The following is a 15,132-nucleotide window of genomic DNA, read 5'->3' as shown; positions in this document are numbered from 1 at the left end:
TTATTCAATGCGGTCCAGCACCCAGTCCAGCGCCGGGATGAAATCGTCAGGTGACAGTGCTCCGCCTGGCGCTGCGGCGGCGGCAAAGGCGAAGCCGTGTGTGTAATCCACCAGCAGGCAGAGAAGGGTGCGGGCCTCTGCACCGGTTACGCCTGCGGCTGCAATTTCCGCCTCGATGAGCTGCGTCAGCCTTGTCAGGGAGGGGCCGATCAGGGCCGGATTCTCCAGGATGCATTTCGCCAGCTCCGGGTGCCGGGTCACCTGGGCGCAGTAGCGGGTCAGCAGGTCGCGCAGCCGCAGTTTAGGCGTTGCTGCCTTTGACGGGGTGTCTGATCCTTCAAACGCAATGGCCACGAGGCTTGCGATCATCTCATCCCTTGTGCCGGCGTGATGGGCAACCGCCATTGGGGTGACGCCAAGCGCCGCTGCCAGTGCCTTGTACGTCAAGGCCTTACTGCCGCCCTCGTCGAGCAGCTGCAGGGCCTTTTTCAGGACATCATCCTTGCTGAGGATCCGGCTGCCCTTGGGAGGGCGCCCCATGCGCGGAGGCAATGGTCAGGCCACCCTGAACGTGGTCTGGATCATGCCGGTGGGCAGGATGCGGGAGCTGTCCACCTGGAGGTCGATGTCCCGGTCCAGGCTGCCGAACAGGGGAATGCCGCTGCCGATCAGGATCGGGACCGTTGTGATGGTCAGATCGGCGATCAGCCCCTGGCGCAGGAAGGACTGCACCATCCGGCCGCCGTCGACATAGGCGCGGGTCCAGCCCTCTTCTTGAAGCTCCTGCATAAGATCTGCGGGTGCGGCGCTGCTGAGGCGTACCTTGTCCTTCAGCTCCTCGGGAATGTCCTGTCCGGTCAGGCTGCTGCTGAGGACAATAACCGGCTTGGTGTAGGCCCATTGGCCGAACCCCAGCACAGTCCGGAATGAGCCCGACCCCATGACCAGCCCGTCGACACTGTCCATGAAGGCCGCGAAACCGCCATCGTCATCTTCGGCATCGGGCTGTTTGAGCAGCCAGTCCAGCGAATGGTCCTGGCGGGCCACAAAGCCGTCGAGGCTGGTGGCGATGAAGACGTGGCCGGTGGTCATCGGATTCTCCTGTGTACCATTTAACTGTACGGCATATAGTTAAATAAAATTCGCGTTCCAAGGGGGCAGCGCAAGATTCGCGGCGGGCGAATCGGTTCGTAACTCCGGATGGCGTCTAAATGCATGAAAGATAAGCGCTTGCCGCAAACAGGCTGGCGGATGCCGGTTTGAGATTCTGGACATTCCTGTCCCGCCGGAAACGGGAAACATGCATGTCTTTTTCCGGTTTTGGCGGGTCGGATTTGTCTCCGCCTGCGGGGCAGGATTAGGGCAATTTCCGCCTCAGCAAGGTGCCGCCTTTCGGGGCGGAGAATTGGGAAGCTGGTGAAACTCCGGCACTGCCCCCGCAACGGTGACCCCGGGCAAGGCATGGCAAAAACCACTGAAGCAGCGGCTTCGGGAAGGTGCCAGGCCCGCCGCCAAAAGGCCCCGGGACAGTCCGGAAACCAGCCTTGCCATGAAAACGTCAACCGCGGGCGGCGGCGGGGCGGTTGCAGGCGCGTGGCCTGCAATCTCTCCCTCCATGCCCGCAGCCAAGCCAACCTGCCGCGGGGATGCGGCAAAGGAGAGAAGCAGATGCTTCACGACAGCGAAATTCTGGCCAAACTGGTGGCCCGTCAGAAAAACTATTCCCTGGAGCAGGCGTTTTATACCGATCCGGGCGTGCTGGATCTGGACATGCGCCAGATCTTCTACCGCGAGTGGCTGTTTGCCATTCCCGCCTGCGAGATCCCGAAGGCGGGCAATTTCGTGACCCATCAGGTCGGCGCCTACAACGTCATCATCGTGCGCGGCAGCGATGGCGAAGTGCGCGCCTTCCACAACGCCTGCCGCCACCGCGGTTCGGTTGTGTGTAAAGCGAAGAAAGGCAATTCGCCCAAGCTGGTCTGCCCCTACCACCAGTGGACCTATGAGCTGGACGGCTCGCTGCTGTGGGCGCGCGATATGGGGCCGGATTTCGATGCCTCCAAACACGGGCTGAAGCCGGTGCACTGCCGCGACCTGGCGGGCCTGATCTACATCTGCCTGGCGGATGAGGCGCCGGATTTCGATACCTTTGCCGAAGTGGCCCGCCCGTATCTGGAGCCGCATGATCTGGGCAACGCCAAGGTGGCCTTTGAAAGCTCGATCATCGAAAACGGCAACTGGAAGCTGGTCTGGGAGAACAACCGCGAGTGCTATCACTGCGGCGGCAACCATCCGTCGCTGTGCCGGACCTTCCCGGAAGATCCGTCCGTCACTGGTGTTGAGGGCGGCGAGACCCCGCCGCATCTGCAGAAGCACTTCGACCGGATCGAGGCGGCGGGCGTGCCGGCGCAGTTCCAGATCGATGCGCGCGGCCAGTACCGGGTGGCGCGGATGCCGCTCAACGAGGGTGCCGAGAGCTATACCATGGACGGTAAGGCAGCTGTCGCCAAGAAGCTGGGCCGGGTGCCGTTTGCCGATGCGGGCACGCTGTTGAAGTTCCATTACCCGACCACCTGGAACCACTTCCTGCCGGATCATTCCATCGTGTTCCGGGTGACCCCGATCAGCCCGACCGAGACTGAGGTCACCACCAAATGGCTGGTGCACAAGGACGCGGTTGAAGGCCAGGATTATGACCTGAAGCGGCTGACCGAGGTCTGGGTTGCCACCAACGACGAGGACCGCATCGTGGTCGAGGACAACCAGCGCGGCATCAACTCGCCCGCTTATGAGCCCGGCCCCTATTCGGAAGTGCAGGAAAGCGGTGTTATCCAGTTCTCCAACTGGTACGCCGAACACCTGACCCGCGCGCTGACCGGCCGCCACCTGATCGCGGCGGAGTAACGGCATGGGACTGCAGGCAAACTTTGAGACGCTGGACGAGACCCTGGCGTGGAAGGACGACGAGATGCTGGAATGCGTCTCTGTCGTGCCGGAAGCGCCGAACACCGCCACCTTCAGCTTCCGCGCGCCGTCCGGCGCGTGGTTCAAATACCAGCCGGGCCAGTTCCTGACGCTGGAGCTGCCGGTGCCGGGCGGCACCGTCTGGCGGACCTACACCATCAGTTCCTCGCCCTCGCGGCCCTTGTCGATCTCGGTGACGGTGAAGGCGCAGGCCGACAGCATCGGCACCCGCTGGATGCTGGACAATCTGAAACCGGGCATGTTCCTCAGGGCCTCTGGCCCGGCAGGCGTGTTCACCCTGCCGAAACGGCCGAACGGCAAGTTCCTGTTCATCTCCGCAGGCTCCGGCATCACGCCAAGCCTGTCGATGACCCAGTACCTGTTCGACCGCGGCCAATCGCCGGACGTCTGTTTCATCAACTGCGCCAAGCGCCCGAGCGAGATCATCGCCCGGCGCCAGCTGGAAGGCATGGCGGCGCGGGTGCCGGGGATCAAGCTGCATTTCGTGGTGGAAGAGGACGACTCCTATCAGGTTTGGACCGGCTACCGCGGGCAGCTGAACCAGATCATGCTGGGTCTGATCGCCGGCGACTATCTGGAGCGCGAGGTCTACTGCTGCGGGCCGGAGCCGTTCATGCAGGCCGTGCGCGACATGCTGAACGGCCTTGGCTTTGACATGGAGAACTACAACCAGGAAAGCTTTGGCGCGCCGGTGGAGACTGAGGCCGATGCGCCTGAGCTGGACGATGTGGTTCCAGAGGAGACCGCGGCGGCGGAGATCAGCTTTGCCGCGTCGGGCGTCACCTCCGCCTGCACCGAGACCGACACCGTACTGGCCGTGGCCAAGGCGTCGGGCCTCAACATCCCGTCAGGCTGTACCTTCGGCATCTGCGGCACCTGCAAGGTCAAGAAGACCGCAGGCGACGTGCATATGGTCCACAATGGCGGCATCTCGGAAGAGGACATCGAGGCAGGGTATATTCTGGCCTGCTGCTCCAACCCGATTGGCCGTGTCGAAGTGGACATCTGATCTGACGGAGGGCCTCCTGAGGGCCCTCCGCTCCCTTCTGGTCCGGGCCTGCGGCGATAAAGGGATTGACGCCGCGCCCGTCCCTTGGTCAACACGGGGCCAAGCCTCATACCCCCGTTGCGACACAGGACCATCAGACCATGACTGCCAGCAAACGCATTGCCCTTTCCAGCGACCACGCCGCCATCGAGCTGCGCAAGGCCGTTGCCGCCCATATCGAAGCCCAGGGCTGGGAGGTTGAGGACATCGGCCCGCAGACCCCGGAAAGCACCCATTACCCCAAGCATGGCGCCGCCGCGGCACGGCTGGTGGCTTCGGGCGGCTGCGCGCTGGGTATTGTCCTGTGCGGCACCGGCCAGGGCATCATGATGGCAGCCAACAAGGTGAAGGGCATCCGCTGCGGTGTCTGCTCCGACACGTTCTCTGCCAAGATGATCCGCGCCCACAACGACGCCAACATGCTGTCGATCGGCGCCCGTGTGGTCGGCGAAGGACTGGCACTGGAAATCGTCGATGCCTTTCTGGGCACTGAGTTCGAGGGCGGCCGCCACGGCACCCGCGTCGACATGATCAAGGCGCTGGAAGACTAAGGACTCTCTTCAGTTTTGATGCGGGGCGCAAGAGCCCCGTGTCAGTCGGCAAACAGATAGCCGGTCCCGGCAATCTGCCGGGCCTTCTCTTCGGTCAGGTTCAGGAAGCTGCTGAGTTCGCCCGCGTTTGCCTCGGGAGTGCTGCCTTCGCGGATCTTGTAGAGATGGCTGAAGCCCGCATCGCGGATGCGGTCGCTTTCATGCAGGATGTCATTGCGGATTGTCGGCAGCAGCCGCTCCAGCGTTTGCTGCGGCGTGCGTTCGCCGGCCAGGCCAACGCGGTGGGCATGGCCAATCAGGTAATCGTCGCTGAAGTCGCATTCGATATGCAGAAAGCGCGTCGAGGACCGGTCTGAATGAAAATCATTCATCAGCTCAATGGCCCCGGGATCCAGGCAGATGATCAGCTGGTCGGACTCGTAATATTCGAACAGCATCCGCATCAGCGCCCGGCGGTGGCGGGTGCGTTTCATCAGTGCCGCCTGAATCCCGCCGAGGTCGGGCAGGGGGGTGTCCTCCTCGTTGAACAGGTATTCGATCGCCGGAATGTTGGTGACCTGGCGGATCTGTTCCAGCAGCCGCTTCGCGACATGCCATTTCTTGCAGACCACGATCAGCAGTTCGCGCTCCCGGCCGAGGGTGCTTTCCGTCTCCCAGAACCGCGGCGCAAAGCGGCGTCCGTCGCGGCCGCGCTGTGCGAGGAACTTGTAGAGGCTGCGTCCCTCGTTGGAGATCTGGAACTCCACCCCCTGTGCTGCATAAAGCCGCCCGAGCCGTGACTTCAGCTCCTTGGCGTCAGAGCTGATCTTGCGGGCGAACAGAAAGTCCTGGCTGAGCAGAAGGTCATAGTGGTCATTGTAGAAGTTCACCGGCATCCCGTAGTCGGTGAACATCAGAAAGGTGAGGGTGCGGGCCTCGATCTCAGCCTCCGGGATGAGGTGGCGCACCAGGGTCTGAAAGAAGGTTTCATCCGGAATCCAGGTGGTCCGGAAAAAGCGCATCACGTCGCGGCGCTTGCGGATGAAGCCCAGGATCCATTCAACGGTGCGGCGGCGCAGGCACCACCATTGACTGCCGATCTGGACCTGTATATCGGCCGGGATACTCCGTTGCAGCCCCAGCCGTTTCTGCAGGCCGTGGCTCCAGTAGAACAGCTGCTTGTGCTTGCGCTCGTTGAAGAAGTGCCGGTAAATCAGCCGGTCCTCCTTCATGCCGGTCTTGATCCAGTCGCTTTCGAAGAAATCGAAGCTCTCGATGAAATCCTTGTCGTTTTCGTCAAGGAACCGGTGTGCGTATTCCGCGGTCTTCACCGCCATGCAGTCCCCGGACAGCATGTAGAAGTGGGTGGCGCGCGGAAACTCCTCAACGGCGCTGCGCAGGGCGTGCAGCGTGGCCTCTACCAGCGACCATTCCCCCCAGCCGCATTTGATCCGCTTTTTGGCAAAAGTGACGTTGGGGTTGTCCGCAAGCTCCGACCGGATCCTCTGGTAGTCCTCCGGAGCCGCCCGCCCGTCGAAGTGAATCGCCATGCAGTCACCAGCCGCCGTCAGCCGCTCAGCCTGCTGGATGATCGCGTCGGGGTCTTTATGGCACAGCAGAATATATGCGATTTTTGCCATAGTGGGGACGGACTGCCTTGTTCTGCCTGATTGTTTACCTTGATAAGCGGGCGGCGCGCGCGAATAAACCAGATAGTTCCCGTTTCGGTAAACATATGCAATTACTGCTTGGAACAGGCAAAGACGGACAAGAGGGCGGCAAATGGGGTTCCCAGGCACCTGGATGACGGAAAGTGAAACTGTGGTCTACCGGGTGGTGCCGAAATGCGCCTGCTCGACCATCGGGCAGATCCTTTACTATTCCGACCACGGGCAGTTTTTTGACGGCGACATCCATGATGCCAAGGACGGTCTGCATAAATGGGCGCTGGAGCACAGTCAGGGGCCGATCACCCGTAACGTGCAGGGGCAGCAGTCCTATGCTTTCACCTGCGTGCGCAACCCCTACACCCGTATCCTGTCGTCTTTCTTCGACAAGATCTGTGGTATCCAGCGCAACGGCAAGCGCTACCGCGGCAATCTGGTGCCGAAGCTCGCGTATGAATACGGGATCGAAGTCGGCGGCGATGACGGCAAGCAGGAGTTCGATCAGATCGCCAGCTTCCGCCGCTTTCTGCTGTTTGCCCGCGACACCATCCGCTGGCGCCGCCCGATGGATCCGGACATCCACTGGTCGGCGATGTCGGGGCATGTGTCGACCTTCATTCTGAACGGCGGGCGCTACAACCGGATCTTCTGGACCGAGGCGTTCAATGACGGAATGCAGGGGGTGCTGAACGCAATCGAAACGCCGCATCCCGTGGACCTGGCTGCGATTCCGCGTTTCAACGAAAGCGAAGGCCACGGCCCCAAGCGCGCGCATCCGGTGGAGGAGTACTTCGACGACCTGTCGATGCATCTGGTCTACGAGATCTACAAGCGGGACTTCGAGCTGTTCAAATACGATTTCGAGAACCCGGCCAATAAGATGCCGGTGGGAGAGATCGACCTGGACGAGGTGCACGCCAAGCTGGGGGAATAGAGGCTCCCGCGCCTAGCCGCAGCATCACAGATGCAGCGCCAAGCCTTGGGCCCGGCGCCGCTGACGCGGCGCAGGCGTGTGCTGCAATGAGCCATTTGGCTTCACTTTCGGCCAAATACTCCCGCCGGAGGCACGCCGTGCGTCAGCACGGCGCCGCGCCTAACACCGCAGGGGGTGTTGGCGTCAGCCAGCAGGCTGCAGCGGGGGGCGGGAGATCTAAGGTGCTGAAGGAAATTTGCTGAGAAGCGGTTCAGGGGCAGGTGTGCCCTGAACGCGCCTTGTCCGTTGTGAAGCCCCTGATGCCGCCTCAAGAGCAAGCGGCTGCGCCGCCGCGCTTTGCGCGGCCCTTGACCCGGCCTCAGGAGCGGAGGCCAAAAGAAAACCCGCCGCGATTGGGGCGGCGGGTTCTGTGTGCTCCAGGTCTGAGCAGTATCAGTCTTCGTCGGGCAGTGCGCGCACGGCGCCCTTGGCCGCAGACGTGGCCAGCAGCGCATAGGCTTTCAGCGCCTTGGAGACCTTGCGCTTGCGCGGCTCAGCGGGTTTCCAGCCCTTGGCGTCTTGCTCTTCGCGGCGCGCGGCCAGCTCTTCGCCGGAGACCGCCAGATGGATCGAGCGGTTGGGGATATCGATCTCGATCTTGTCGCCCTGACGCACCAGGCCGATGGTGCCGCCTTCGGCCGCCTCGGGCGAGACATGGCCGATCGACAGGCCCGAGGTGCCGCCGGAAAAACGCCCGTCAGTCAGCAGGGCGCATTTTTTTCCGAGGCCCTTCGATTTCAGATAGGAGGTCGGATACAGCATTTCCTGCATGCCGGGGCCGCCGCGCGGGCCCTCGTAGCGGATCACCACCACGTCGCCTTCGGTCACCTTGCCGGTCAGGATGTCATTGACCGCCTGATCCTGGCTTTCGCAGACATAAGCGGTGCCGGTGAAGGTCAGGTTGCTTGCGTCCACGCCTGCGGTTTTCACAATGCAGCCGTCCAGCGCGATATTGCCGAACAGAACCGCAAGGCCGCCGTCCTGGCTGAAGGCGTGCTCCTTGGAGCGGATCACACCGTTTTCACGGTCGTTGTCCAGTTCTTTGTAGCGGTTGGACTGGCTGAACGCCTGCGTGGTGCGCACGCCGCCGGGGGCCGCTTTGAACAGCTCTTCAGCTTCGGGGTTGTTGGCAACCTTGATGTCCCACTTGGCGATGGCTTCGCCCATGGTCGAGGAGTGCACGGTGCTGCAGTGGTTGTGCAAGAGGCCTGCACGGGACAATTCACCCAGGATCGAGAAGATGCCGCCGGCCCGGTGCACGTCTTCCATATGCACATTGGCCGTGTTCGGCGCCACCTTGCACAGGCAGGGCACCTTGCGGCTGAGGGCGTCCATGTGGGACATGTTGAAATCCACCTCGCCCTCGTTGGCGATCGCCAGGAGGTGCAGCACGGTGTTGGTGGAACCGCCCATGGCGATATCCAGGCTCATTGCGTTTTCAAACGCCTCAAACGTGGCGATCTCGCGCGGAAGCAGGCCTTTTTCCTCTTCCGCATAATGCCGCTTGGTGATCTCAACGATCTTGCGGCCCGCCTCCAGGAACAATCCCTTGCGGTCGGCGTGGGTGGCGAGCGTCGAGCCGTTGCCCGGCAGCGCCAGGCCCAGGGCCTCGGCCAGGCAGTTCATCGAGTTTGCGGTGAACATGCCCGAGCACGACCCGCAGGTCGGGCAGGCGTTTTCCTCGATATGCTTCACCTGATCGTCGGTGAATTTGTCATCCGCCGCCGCCACCATGGCATCGACCAGGTCGATCTTTTTCATGTCGAGATCGGCAATGTCGATCTTGCCCGCTTCCATCGGGCCGCCAGAGACGAAGATCGCAGGGATGTTGAGGCGCATGGCAGCCATCAGCATGCCGGGCGTGATCTTGTCGCAGTTGGAGATGCAGACCATGGCGTCAGCGCAGTGCGCGTTGACCATGTATTCGACGCTGTCGGCGATCACCTCGCGCGAGGGCAGCGAATAGAGCATGCCGTCATGGCCCATGGCGATGCCGTCGTCCACCGCGATGGTGTTGAATTCCTTGGCAACGCCGCCGGCCGCCTCAACCTCGCGGGCAACCATCTGGCCCAGGTCTTTGAGGTGGACGTGGCCGGGCACGAACTGGGTGAAGGAGTTGACGATTGCGATGATCGGCTTGCCGAAATCATCGTCTTTCATGCCGGTTGCGCGCCATAGTCCGCGCGCGCCCGCCATGTTGCGGCCATGGGTGGAGGTTCTGGATCGGTACATCGGCATTTGAGCGCTTCCCTTTGAATTTGACCCCAAACACACGATTTGCGCAATAAAGGCAACCTGCCGGGGCATGCTTCGGTAATTTTGGCGCAGATTGCGCCGGAATTTGTTGGCGGTTTCTGTTTTGCGGCGGCTCTGTCAGGCGCGGGTCGGGACGGGGGCGTGGCCGCGCAGCCAGTGATTCACAGCCAGCCCCAGCACCAGTGCCCAGAACGGCGCGCCGATTCCGTAAAAACTGATGCCGGAGACCGTGGTCATAAAGGTGATCAGGGCAGCTTCCCGCCCCTGCGGTTCTTTCAGCGCGGCGGAAAGGCTGTTGCCGATGGTTGCCAGCAGCGCAAGGCCTGCAACGGTGGCAACAAGCGCCTTGGGTGCGATCAGGAACAGGCTGATGACGGTGGCGCCGCCAAGCCCCACCAGGATGTATACAAGGCCCGTCATCACCCCGGCCAGATAGCGGGTGTCTGGGTTCTCATCCGCCTCCGGGCCTGCGCAGATGGCGGCGGTGATGGCGGCGAGGTTGAAGGCAAAGCCGCCGAAGGGGGCAAGCAGCAGCGACGCCAGGCCGGTGACGGTGAGGCTGGCGGAAACCGGCGGTTCATAGCCGCAGGCCTTCAGCGCCACGACGCCGGGCATGTTCTGCGAGGACATGGTGACGATGTAGAGCGGCAGGCCGATACCGATGAGCACCGGTAATGAGAAGGCAGGCATGACGAATTCGGGGCGGGCGAGCGTCAGGTCCAGTGCCTCCAGGCTACCGAAGGCGCCGGTGGCAGCGCACCACGCCACACCGGCGGACAGCACGGCGGGAATCGTGTAGCGCGGGAACAGCTTGCGCCCGGCCAGGAAGGTAAGGCCCATCACGGCCACCAGTGCAGTGTCGGTCTGCAGCGAGGTGAAGGCGGACAGCCCGAACTGGAACAGGATGCCCGCGAGCATCGCGCTGGCCAGGCTGTCCGGGATCAGCCGGGAAAGGGCGGCGAACCAGCCGGTGATGCCGGTGAGTGTCAGGAGCACTGCGCAAAGGAGAAAGGCGCCCACCGCCTCCGCCAGCGGCACGCCGTTGAGGCTGACCGCCAGCAGCGCCGCTCCGGGCGTCGACCAGGCGGTCAGGATCGGCATACGGTACACGAGCGACAGGATCAGGCAGGTGATCCCCATTCCAAGCCCCAGCACCAGCATCCAGCTGTTTGCCTGTGCCTGGGTGGCACCGACGGCCTCGATCGCCTGGAAAATGATGGCAACCGAGCCTGTGTAACCGACCAGCACTGCAACCGCGCCGGAGACGAGATGCGAGAGCTTCAGATCTTTGAGCATGCGGGTTTTCCTTGGCGGCCGGGCAGGGTAGGGTTGCGTGCGTTATAGCGCACACTACAATCCGTGCGTTATAGCGCACAAGGCTTTTTTGACGGGCAGACACAATGAACAATGACGGCATCACCCTGAACCTGCGGGAAATCCGCGCGGCGGCGGGGCTTAGCCTCAGCAAGGCGGCGGAGGCCACAGGCGTCAGCAAGGCGATGCTGGGGCAGATCGAGCGCGGCGAATCAAGCCCGACGATTGCCACGCTGTGGAAGATTGCCAAAGGGTTCCACCTGCCGCTGACCGCCCTGCTAGGAGAGGCCGCACGGCCGGTGAGCGAAGTGACGGGCGTCTATGAGACGGTGCAGTTTCCCGGCAGCATCGGGGTGAAGATCGTCTTTCCCTTTGATCCGCTGCTGGGTGCGGAGACCTTTCAGGTGACGCTGAAACCCGGTCAGAGCCACCAGTCGCAGCCACACGATACCGGCGTGACCGAGGAAGTCTATGTGCTGCAGGGCTCCATGGAGGTGCTGCGCGATGGCGCGTGGGTGGCGCTGGAGCCGGGGCAGGGCCTGCGCTTTGCAGCCGATCAGCCGCATGGCTACCGCAGCCTTGAGACCGGCGCGTCTTTCCTCAACATGCATCACTATCGGCAGGCGGTTCTGACGCAGCGGGATTGATCCCCGCTCTTGTGCATGGTCCGCTGCGCCCCTACCACTTGCGCAAGTGATTGAGTTTACGGGATTTGGAACCGGGAATGGATACGCTGCGCGGAAGCCTTCTGATGGTGCTGGCCATGGCCGCCTTTGCGCTAGAGGACATGTTCATCAAGTCCGCCGCCGCCAGCCTGCCGGTGGGGCAAATCCTGATCCTGTTCGGGCTGGGCGGCATGGCGGTCTTTGCCGCGCTGGCGCGTGCGCAGGGTCACGCCCCCTGGCACCCGGGCTTCGGCACGCGCCCGATGGTTTTGCGCTCTCTGGCGGAGGTGGTCGGGCGGTTGTGCTTCACGCTGGCAATTGCGCTGACACCTTTGTCTTCGGCCTCCGCCATTTTGCAAGCGACACCCTTGGTGGTGGCCGCGGGTGCGGTGGTGTTCTTTGGCGAGACCGTTGGCTGGCGGCGCTGGCTGGCAATCGGGCTGGGCTTTGCCGGGGTTCTTCTGATCCTGCGGCCGGGCCTCAGCGGGTTCGAACCAGCCTCGCTGTTTGCGGTGGCGGGCACGCTGGGATTTGCGGGCCGCGATCTGGCGACCCGCGCGGCGCCGAAGGACATGAGCAACAACCAGCTGGGATTTCTGGGGTTTGCCATGCTGGTTGTTGCCGGGATCATTGCGCTGGGCTGGACCGGCGGCGCAGTCTGGCCGGAAGCGCGCAGCTGGCTGGATATCGGTGCTGCGACAGTGATCGGGGTGATTGCCTATAACGCTCTGTCCGGCGCGATGCGGGCAGGGGAAATCTCTGTCATCGCACCGTTCCGTTACACACGGCTTGTTTTTGCCATGGTGCTGGGGGTGCTGGTCTTCGGCGAACGCCCCGACGCGCTTACCTTGATCGGGAGCACGGTGATCGTCGTCAGTGGTGTTTTCACGCTGCTGCGCAGCCGCAAGGCGTAAGCGGCATCTTGCGCCTGCCGCAGCGCGGCCTTACATCTGCCGCCCATGGCCAAGAAGAAGCAGACATCAGACCCGAACTACAAGGTGATCGCCGAAAACCGGCGGGCGCGCTTTGACTACGCGATCGAAGACGATATCGAATGCGGCATCGTGCTGGAAGGGTCCGAGGTCAAGGCGCTGCGCGGCAACGGAACCAACATCGCCGATAGTTATGCCGCGGTGGAAGATGGCGAGCTGTGGCTGGTGAACTCATATATCCCGCCCTATGCGCAAGCCAAGGTCTTCAAGCACGAGGAACGCCGCCGCCGCAAGCTGCTGGTGTCGCGCAAGGAGCTGTCGGACCTTTGGAACCTTACCCAGCGCAAGGGCATGACCCTGGTGCCGCTGGTGATCTACTTCAACCACCGCGGCCGCGCCAAGATCAAGCTGGGCATCGCCAAGGGCAAGAAGCTGCACGACAAGCGTGAAACCCAGGCCAAGCGCGACTGGGGCCGCCAGAAACAGCGGCTGCTGAAGGACGCGCGGTAAGCTTCGGGCTTGTCATTCATGCTGACGCGCACCGGTGACGTATCTGGCGATCTGCTTCCGCCCAAGCAGCCGCCTGTGCGGTCCGCTTTCCGGCCCGGCATAGAGGATTCTCAGGTTTTCCGTTCTGAGCAGCGGCAGGAGAATATCTTGAGGCAGGCCAATGGCCCGCAGGATCGACAGGTTCTTCAGACCTTCGAGCGGTTGCAGGTCCCGGATGCCTGTTCCGGAAATGCCGAGCTCCTTAAGCTCTTGCATATGCCGGACCGGTGCCAGGCTGGTCACTGCGGTGCCAATTGCTGAGAGTTCCCGAAGGCTGCCGCCTGCGAGCGGTTCAAGGCTGCTGACCGGGGTTCCGTCCAAAATCAGTTTGCGCAGCAGAGTAAGGTTCGACAGGGGGGCAAGGTCTTGGATTTGCGTATCCGCAAGGTCCAGCTCTGCCAGCCTTCGCGAGCCTGCCAAAGGCGACAGGTCGGCAACGCGGCTGCCTGCCAGGATCACGGTATGAAGGGCTGGTTTGTTCTGCAGGCCCTCCAGGCTTTGCAGACTGCTTCCGTCCGCGCGCAGCATTTCCAGGTTGCTGGAGGCCGCCAGCGGCGCCAGGCTCTGGACGGGGCAGCCGGAGATCCAGAGCACGCGCAGGTTTGCTGCGGCAAGTGGTGCCAGGTCGGATATCCCGGTGTTGAAGGCCAGCAGGTTTTCCAGTGACGCGACCCCTTCCAGAGGAGTCAGATCCGTGACACCGGTGCCAGCAATATTGAGGCTTTGCAAACGGGTATAGCCGCGCAGGAAAGAAAGGTCGGTTACCTCCCCGATACCCCAGATGGACAGGTGCTCAAGCGCGGTCATTTGCGTTAGCGGAGTGAAATCCGGCGCGTGAACAGAATCAAGGCTCAACCGCCGCAGTTCCGGCAACCCGGTCAGTGGCGTCAGGCCGGATACGGTAAGCCCCACCAATGCCAGCTTTTGCAAGCTGGCAAGTTGAGCGAGCGGCGACAAATCCACCAGGCCCTGATATCCCGGTTCAGCTATCAGCGACAGATCGGTCAAATGCTGAAACTGTGCCAGTTCCTGTAGGTCTGATGTGGTCCCGCCGATCCGGATGCTCGCCTTTAAGTCATTGACGGATATGCATGCATTTTCAAATTGTGTGCATTCTGCGCTGGCGGGCGGCGGTGCTCCTAAACAGGCTGACGTCAGGAAAAATGCGAAGTAACTGCGCAGACTGGGCATTTGAATACCTTATCGGAAACATGTCGCAATTATGCAGTATACTTGTTGCTGCTTCGTAAAACGCGGGCAAGATGCATGCATTGGCGTGTGAGGCGTCAGGATGGCTTGCACCGCCCAGCCCCGGGATGTACCCATGGCGCTAAATGCAGATAGGGAGACGCTTTGATGCAGGACGATCCGAAGACGCTGGTTTCCACGGACTGGCTTGCGGCCCATCTGAAGGACCCGGATCTTCGGGTGCTGGACGCATCATGGTATTTGCCGCAGCAAGAGCGCGACGCCAAGGCGGAGTATGAGGCCGCCCATATCCCTGGCGCGCGGTTCTTTGATATCGACGAGATTTCCGACAACCGCTCCGACCTGCCGCATATGGTGCCGCCGGTTGAAAAATTCATGTCCAAGCTGCGTGCCATGGGCGTCGGTGATGGCCACCAGGTGGTGGTCTATGACGGTGCCGGGCTGTTTTCGGCGGCTCGTGTCTGGTGGCTGTTCCGGCTGATGGGGCAGACCAATGTTGCGGTGCTGGACGGCGGCTTTCCGAAATGGCAGGCCGAAGGCCATCCGGTCGAGGACCTGCCGCCGGTGATCCGCGACCGCCATATGACCGTGCGGGTGCAGAACCACATGGTGCGCGATGTGACCCAGGTCTCTGCCGCGGCCAAGCTGGGCGATCACGAAATCATCGACGCCCGCTCCGCGGAACGGTTCCGAGGCGACGCGCCGGAGCCGCGCGAGGGGCTGCGGGCCGGCCATATTCCCGGTTCCCGTAATGTGCCTTTCGGTCAGGTGCTGAATGATGACGGCACGATGAAGGATGCCGCTGGCATCCGCGCCGCCTTTGAGGCCGCCGGCGCCGATCTGAGCAAGCCTGCGATTACTTCCTGCGGATCGGGCGTTACCGCCGCTATCCTCAGCCTCGCTCTGGAGCGTATCGGCAAGGCCGATCATTCGCTTTATGACGGGTCCTGGGTGGAGTGGGGTGCCTTCCCGACGCTTCCCGTTGCTACCGGAGAGAACTGAGC

General features: G+C 62.5%; 14 protein-coding genes and 1 riboswitch. Of the genes, 8 read left to right on the top strand and 6 right to left on the bottom strand.

From position 1 onward, the window contains the following. Positions 1-540: a TetR/AcrR family transcriptional regulator gene (locus N6L27_RS11715; RefSeq protein WP_271907439.1), complete on the bottom strand. Its 540-nt coding sequence runs from the start codon at positions 538-540 to the stop codon at positions 1-3. Positions 541-555: 15 nt separating this feature from the next. Beyond that, positions 556-1,092 carry a dihydrofolate reductase family protein gene (locus N6L27_RS11710; RefSeq protein WP_271907438.1) on the bottom strand — a complete coding sequence of 179 codons (537 nt, stop codon included), beginning with the start codon at positions 1,090-1,092 and terminating at the stop codon, positions 556-558. Positions 1,093-1,363: 271 nt separating this feature from the next. After that, a riboswitch (cobalamin riboswitch) is annotated at positions 1,364-1,561 on the top strand. Positions 1,562-1,668: 107 nt separating this feature from the next. On the opposite strand from N6L27_RS11710, the gene N6L27_RS11705 reads away from it, so the two are divergent. From N6L27_RS11705 to rpiB, 3 genes are all read left to right on the top strand, one after another. After that, positions 1,669-2,904, top strand: a complete 1,236-nt coding sequence (locus N6L27_RS11705; protein ID WP_271907437.1) for an aromatic ring-hydroxylating oxygenase subunit alpha — start codon at positions 1,669-1,671, stop codon at positions 2,902-2,904. A gap of 4 nt (positions 2,905-2,908) precedes the next feature. Beyond that, positions 2,909-3,994, top strand: coding sequence for a hybrid-cluster NAD(P)-dependent oxidoreductase (locus tag N6L27_RS11700; RefSeq protein WP_271907436.1), 1,086 nt, complete (start codon positions 2,909-2,911; stop codon positions 3,992-3,994). A gap of 140 nt (positions 3,995-4,134) precedes the next feature. After that, on the top strand, positions 4,135-4,584 hold the full coding sequence (gene rpiB / locus N6L27_RS11695; RefSeq protein WP_271907435.1) for a ribose 5-phosphate isomerase B: 450 nt from the start codon (positions 4,135-4,137) through the stop codon (positions 4,582-4,584). A gap of 41 nt (positions 4,585-4,625) precedes the next feature. On the opposite strand, the gene N6L27_RS11690 is transcribed toward rpiB, so the two are convergent. Continuing rightward, the gene (locus tag N6L27_RS11690; RefSeq protein ID WP_271907434.1) at positions 4,626-6,203 is read right to left on the bottom strand and encodes a DUF5928 domain-containing protein; all 1,578 of its coding nucleotides are present in this window, start codon (positions 6,201-6,203) and stop codon (positions 4,626-4,628) included. Positions 6,204-6,345: 142 nt separating this feature from the next. Between N6L27_RS11690 and N6L27_RS11685 the strand changes: the two genes are divergently transcribed. Beyond that, on the top strand, positions 6,346-7,164 hold the full coding sequence (locus N6L27_RS11685) for a sulfotransferase family protein (RefSeq protein ID WP_271907433.1): 819 nt from the start codon (positions 6,346-6,348) through the stop codon (positions 7,162-7,164). A gap of 432 nt (positions 7,165-7,596) precedes the next feature. On the opposite strand, the gene ilvD is transcribed toward N6L27_RS11685, so the two are convergent. Together ilvD and N6L27_RS11675 are read right to left on the bottom strand one after the other, a co-directional pair. Then, positions 7,597-9,441 carry a dihydroxy-acid dehydratase gene (gene ilvD, locus N6L27_RS11680; protein WP_271907431.1) on the bottom strand — a complete coding sequence of 615 codons (1,845 nt, stop codon included), beginning with the start codon at positions 9,439-9,441 and terminating at the stop codon, positions 7,597-7,599. Between the two features lie 135 nt (positions 9,442-9,576). Continuing rightward, positions 9,577-10,755 carry a benzoate/H(+) symporter BenE family transporter gene (locus tag N6L27_RS11675; protein WP_271907430.1) on the bottom strand — a complete coding sequence of 393 codons (1,179 nt, stop codon included), beginning with the start codon at positions 10,753-10,755 and terminating at the stop codon, positions 9,577-9,579. 104 nt (positions 10,756-10,859) lie between these two features. Between N6L27_RS11675 and N6L27_RS11670 the strand changes: the two genes are divergently transcribed. The 3 genes from N6L27_RS11670 to smpB all read left to right on the top strand — a co-directional run bounded on the left by N6L27_RS11670 (position 10,860) and on the right by smpB (position 12,880). Next, positions 10,860-11,420, top strand: coding sequence for a helix-turn-helix domain-containing protein (locus N6L27_RS11670; protein ID WP_271907429.1), 561 nt, complete (start codon positions 10,860-10,862; stop codon positions 11,418-11,420). Between the two features lie 77 nt (positions 11,421-11,497). Then, positions 11,498-12,352: a DMT family transporter gene (locus N6L27_RS11665; protein WP_271907428.1), complete on the top strand. Its 855-nt coding sequence runs from the start codon at positions 11,498-11,500 to the stop codon at positions 12,350-12,352. 45 nt (positions 12,353-12,397) lie between these two features. Further along, complete coding sequence (gene smpB / locus N6L27_RS11660; RefSeq protein ID WP_271907427.1) at positions 12,398-12,880, top strand: SsrA-binding protein SmpB; 483 nt, start codon at positions 12,398-12,400, stop codon at positions 12,878-12,880. A gap of 12 nt (positions 12,881-12,892) precedes the next feature. On the opposite strand, the gene N6L27_RS11655 is transcribed toward smpB, so the two are convergent. After that, positions 12,893-13,927 carry a leucine-rich repeat domain-containing protein gene (locus N6L27_RS11655; protein ID WP_271907426.1) on the bottom strand — a complete coding sequence of 345 codons (1,035 nt, stop codon included), beginning with the start codon at positions 13,925-13,927 and terminating at the stop codon, positions 12,893-12,895. A gap of 348 nt (positions 13,928-14,275) precedes the next feature. On the opposite strand from N6L27_RS11655, the gene sseA reads away from it, so the two are divergent. Beyond that, positions 14,276-15,130, top strand: a complete 855-nt coding sequence (gene sseA, locus N6L27_RS11650) for a 3-mercaptopyruvate sulfurtransferase (protein WP_271907425.1) — start codon at positions 14,276-14,278, stop codon at positions 15,128-15,130. Positions 15,131-15,132 lie beyond the last annotated feature (2 nt).

This window comes from Leisingera sp. SS27 (assembly GCF_028368855.1).
In the GTDB taxonomy this organism is placed as follows: Bacteria; Pseudomonadota; Alphaproteobacteria; order Rhodobacterales; family Rhodobacteraceae; genus Leisingera.
Note: the sequence above shows the minus strand (reverse complement) of the source record. Positions and strands in the feature narration are given on the sequence as shown.

Bases quoted from the DNA above. Each gene is read 5' to 3' on its own strand.
- N6L27_RS11690 (WP_271907434.1), bottom strand. From the start codon at position 6,203: ATGGCAAAAATCGCATATATTCTGCTGTGCCATAAAGACCCCGACGCG.
- smpB (WP_271907427.1), top strand. From the start codon at position 12,398: ATGGCCAAGAAGAAGCAGACATCAGACCCGAACTACAAGGTGATCGCC.
- N6L27_RS11710 (WP_271907438.1), bottom strand. From the start codon at position 1,092: ATGACCACCGGCCACGTCTTCATCGCCACCAGCCTCGACGGCTTTGTG.
- sseA (WP_271907425.1), top strand. From the start codon at position 14,276: ATGCAGGACGATCCGAAGACGCTGGTTTCCACGGACTGGCTTGCGGCC.
- N6L27_RS11715 (WP_271907439.1), bottom strand. From the start codon at position 540: ATGGGGCGCCCTCCCAAGGGCAGCCGGATCCTCAGCAAGGATGATGTC.
- N6L27_RS11675 (WP_271907430.1), bottom strand. From the start codon at position 10,755: ATGCTCAAAGATCTGAAGCTCTCGCATCTCGTCTCCGGCGCGGTTGCA.
- N6L27_RS11665 (WP_271907428.1), top strand. From the start codon at position 11,498: ATGGATACGCTGCGCGGAAGCCTTCTGATGGTGCTGGCCATGGCCGCC.
- ilvD (WP_271907431.1), bottom strand. From the start codon at position 9,441: ATGCCGATGTACCGATCCAGAACCTCCACCCATGGCCGCAACATGGCG.
- N6L27_RS11685 (WP_271907433.1), top strand. From the start codon at position 6,346: ATGGGGTTCCCAGGCACCTGGATGACGGAAAGTGAAACTGTGGTCTAC.
- N6L27_RS11705 (WP_271907437.1), top strand. From the start codon at position 1,669: ATGCTTCACGACAGCGAAATTCTGGCCAAACTGGTGGCCCGTCAGAAA.
- rpiB (WP_271907435.1), top strand. From the start codon at position 4,135: ATGACTGCCAGCAAACGCATTGCCCTTTCCAGCGACCACGCCGCCATC.
- N6L27_RS11700 (WP_271907436.1), top strand. From the start codon at position 2,909: ATGGGACTGCAGGCAAACTTTGAGACGCTGGACGAGACCCTGGCGTGG.
- N6L27_RS11670 (WP_271907429.1), top strand. From the start codon at position 10,860: ATGAACAATGACGGCATCACCCTGAACCTGCGGGAAATCCGCGCGGCG.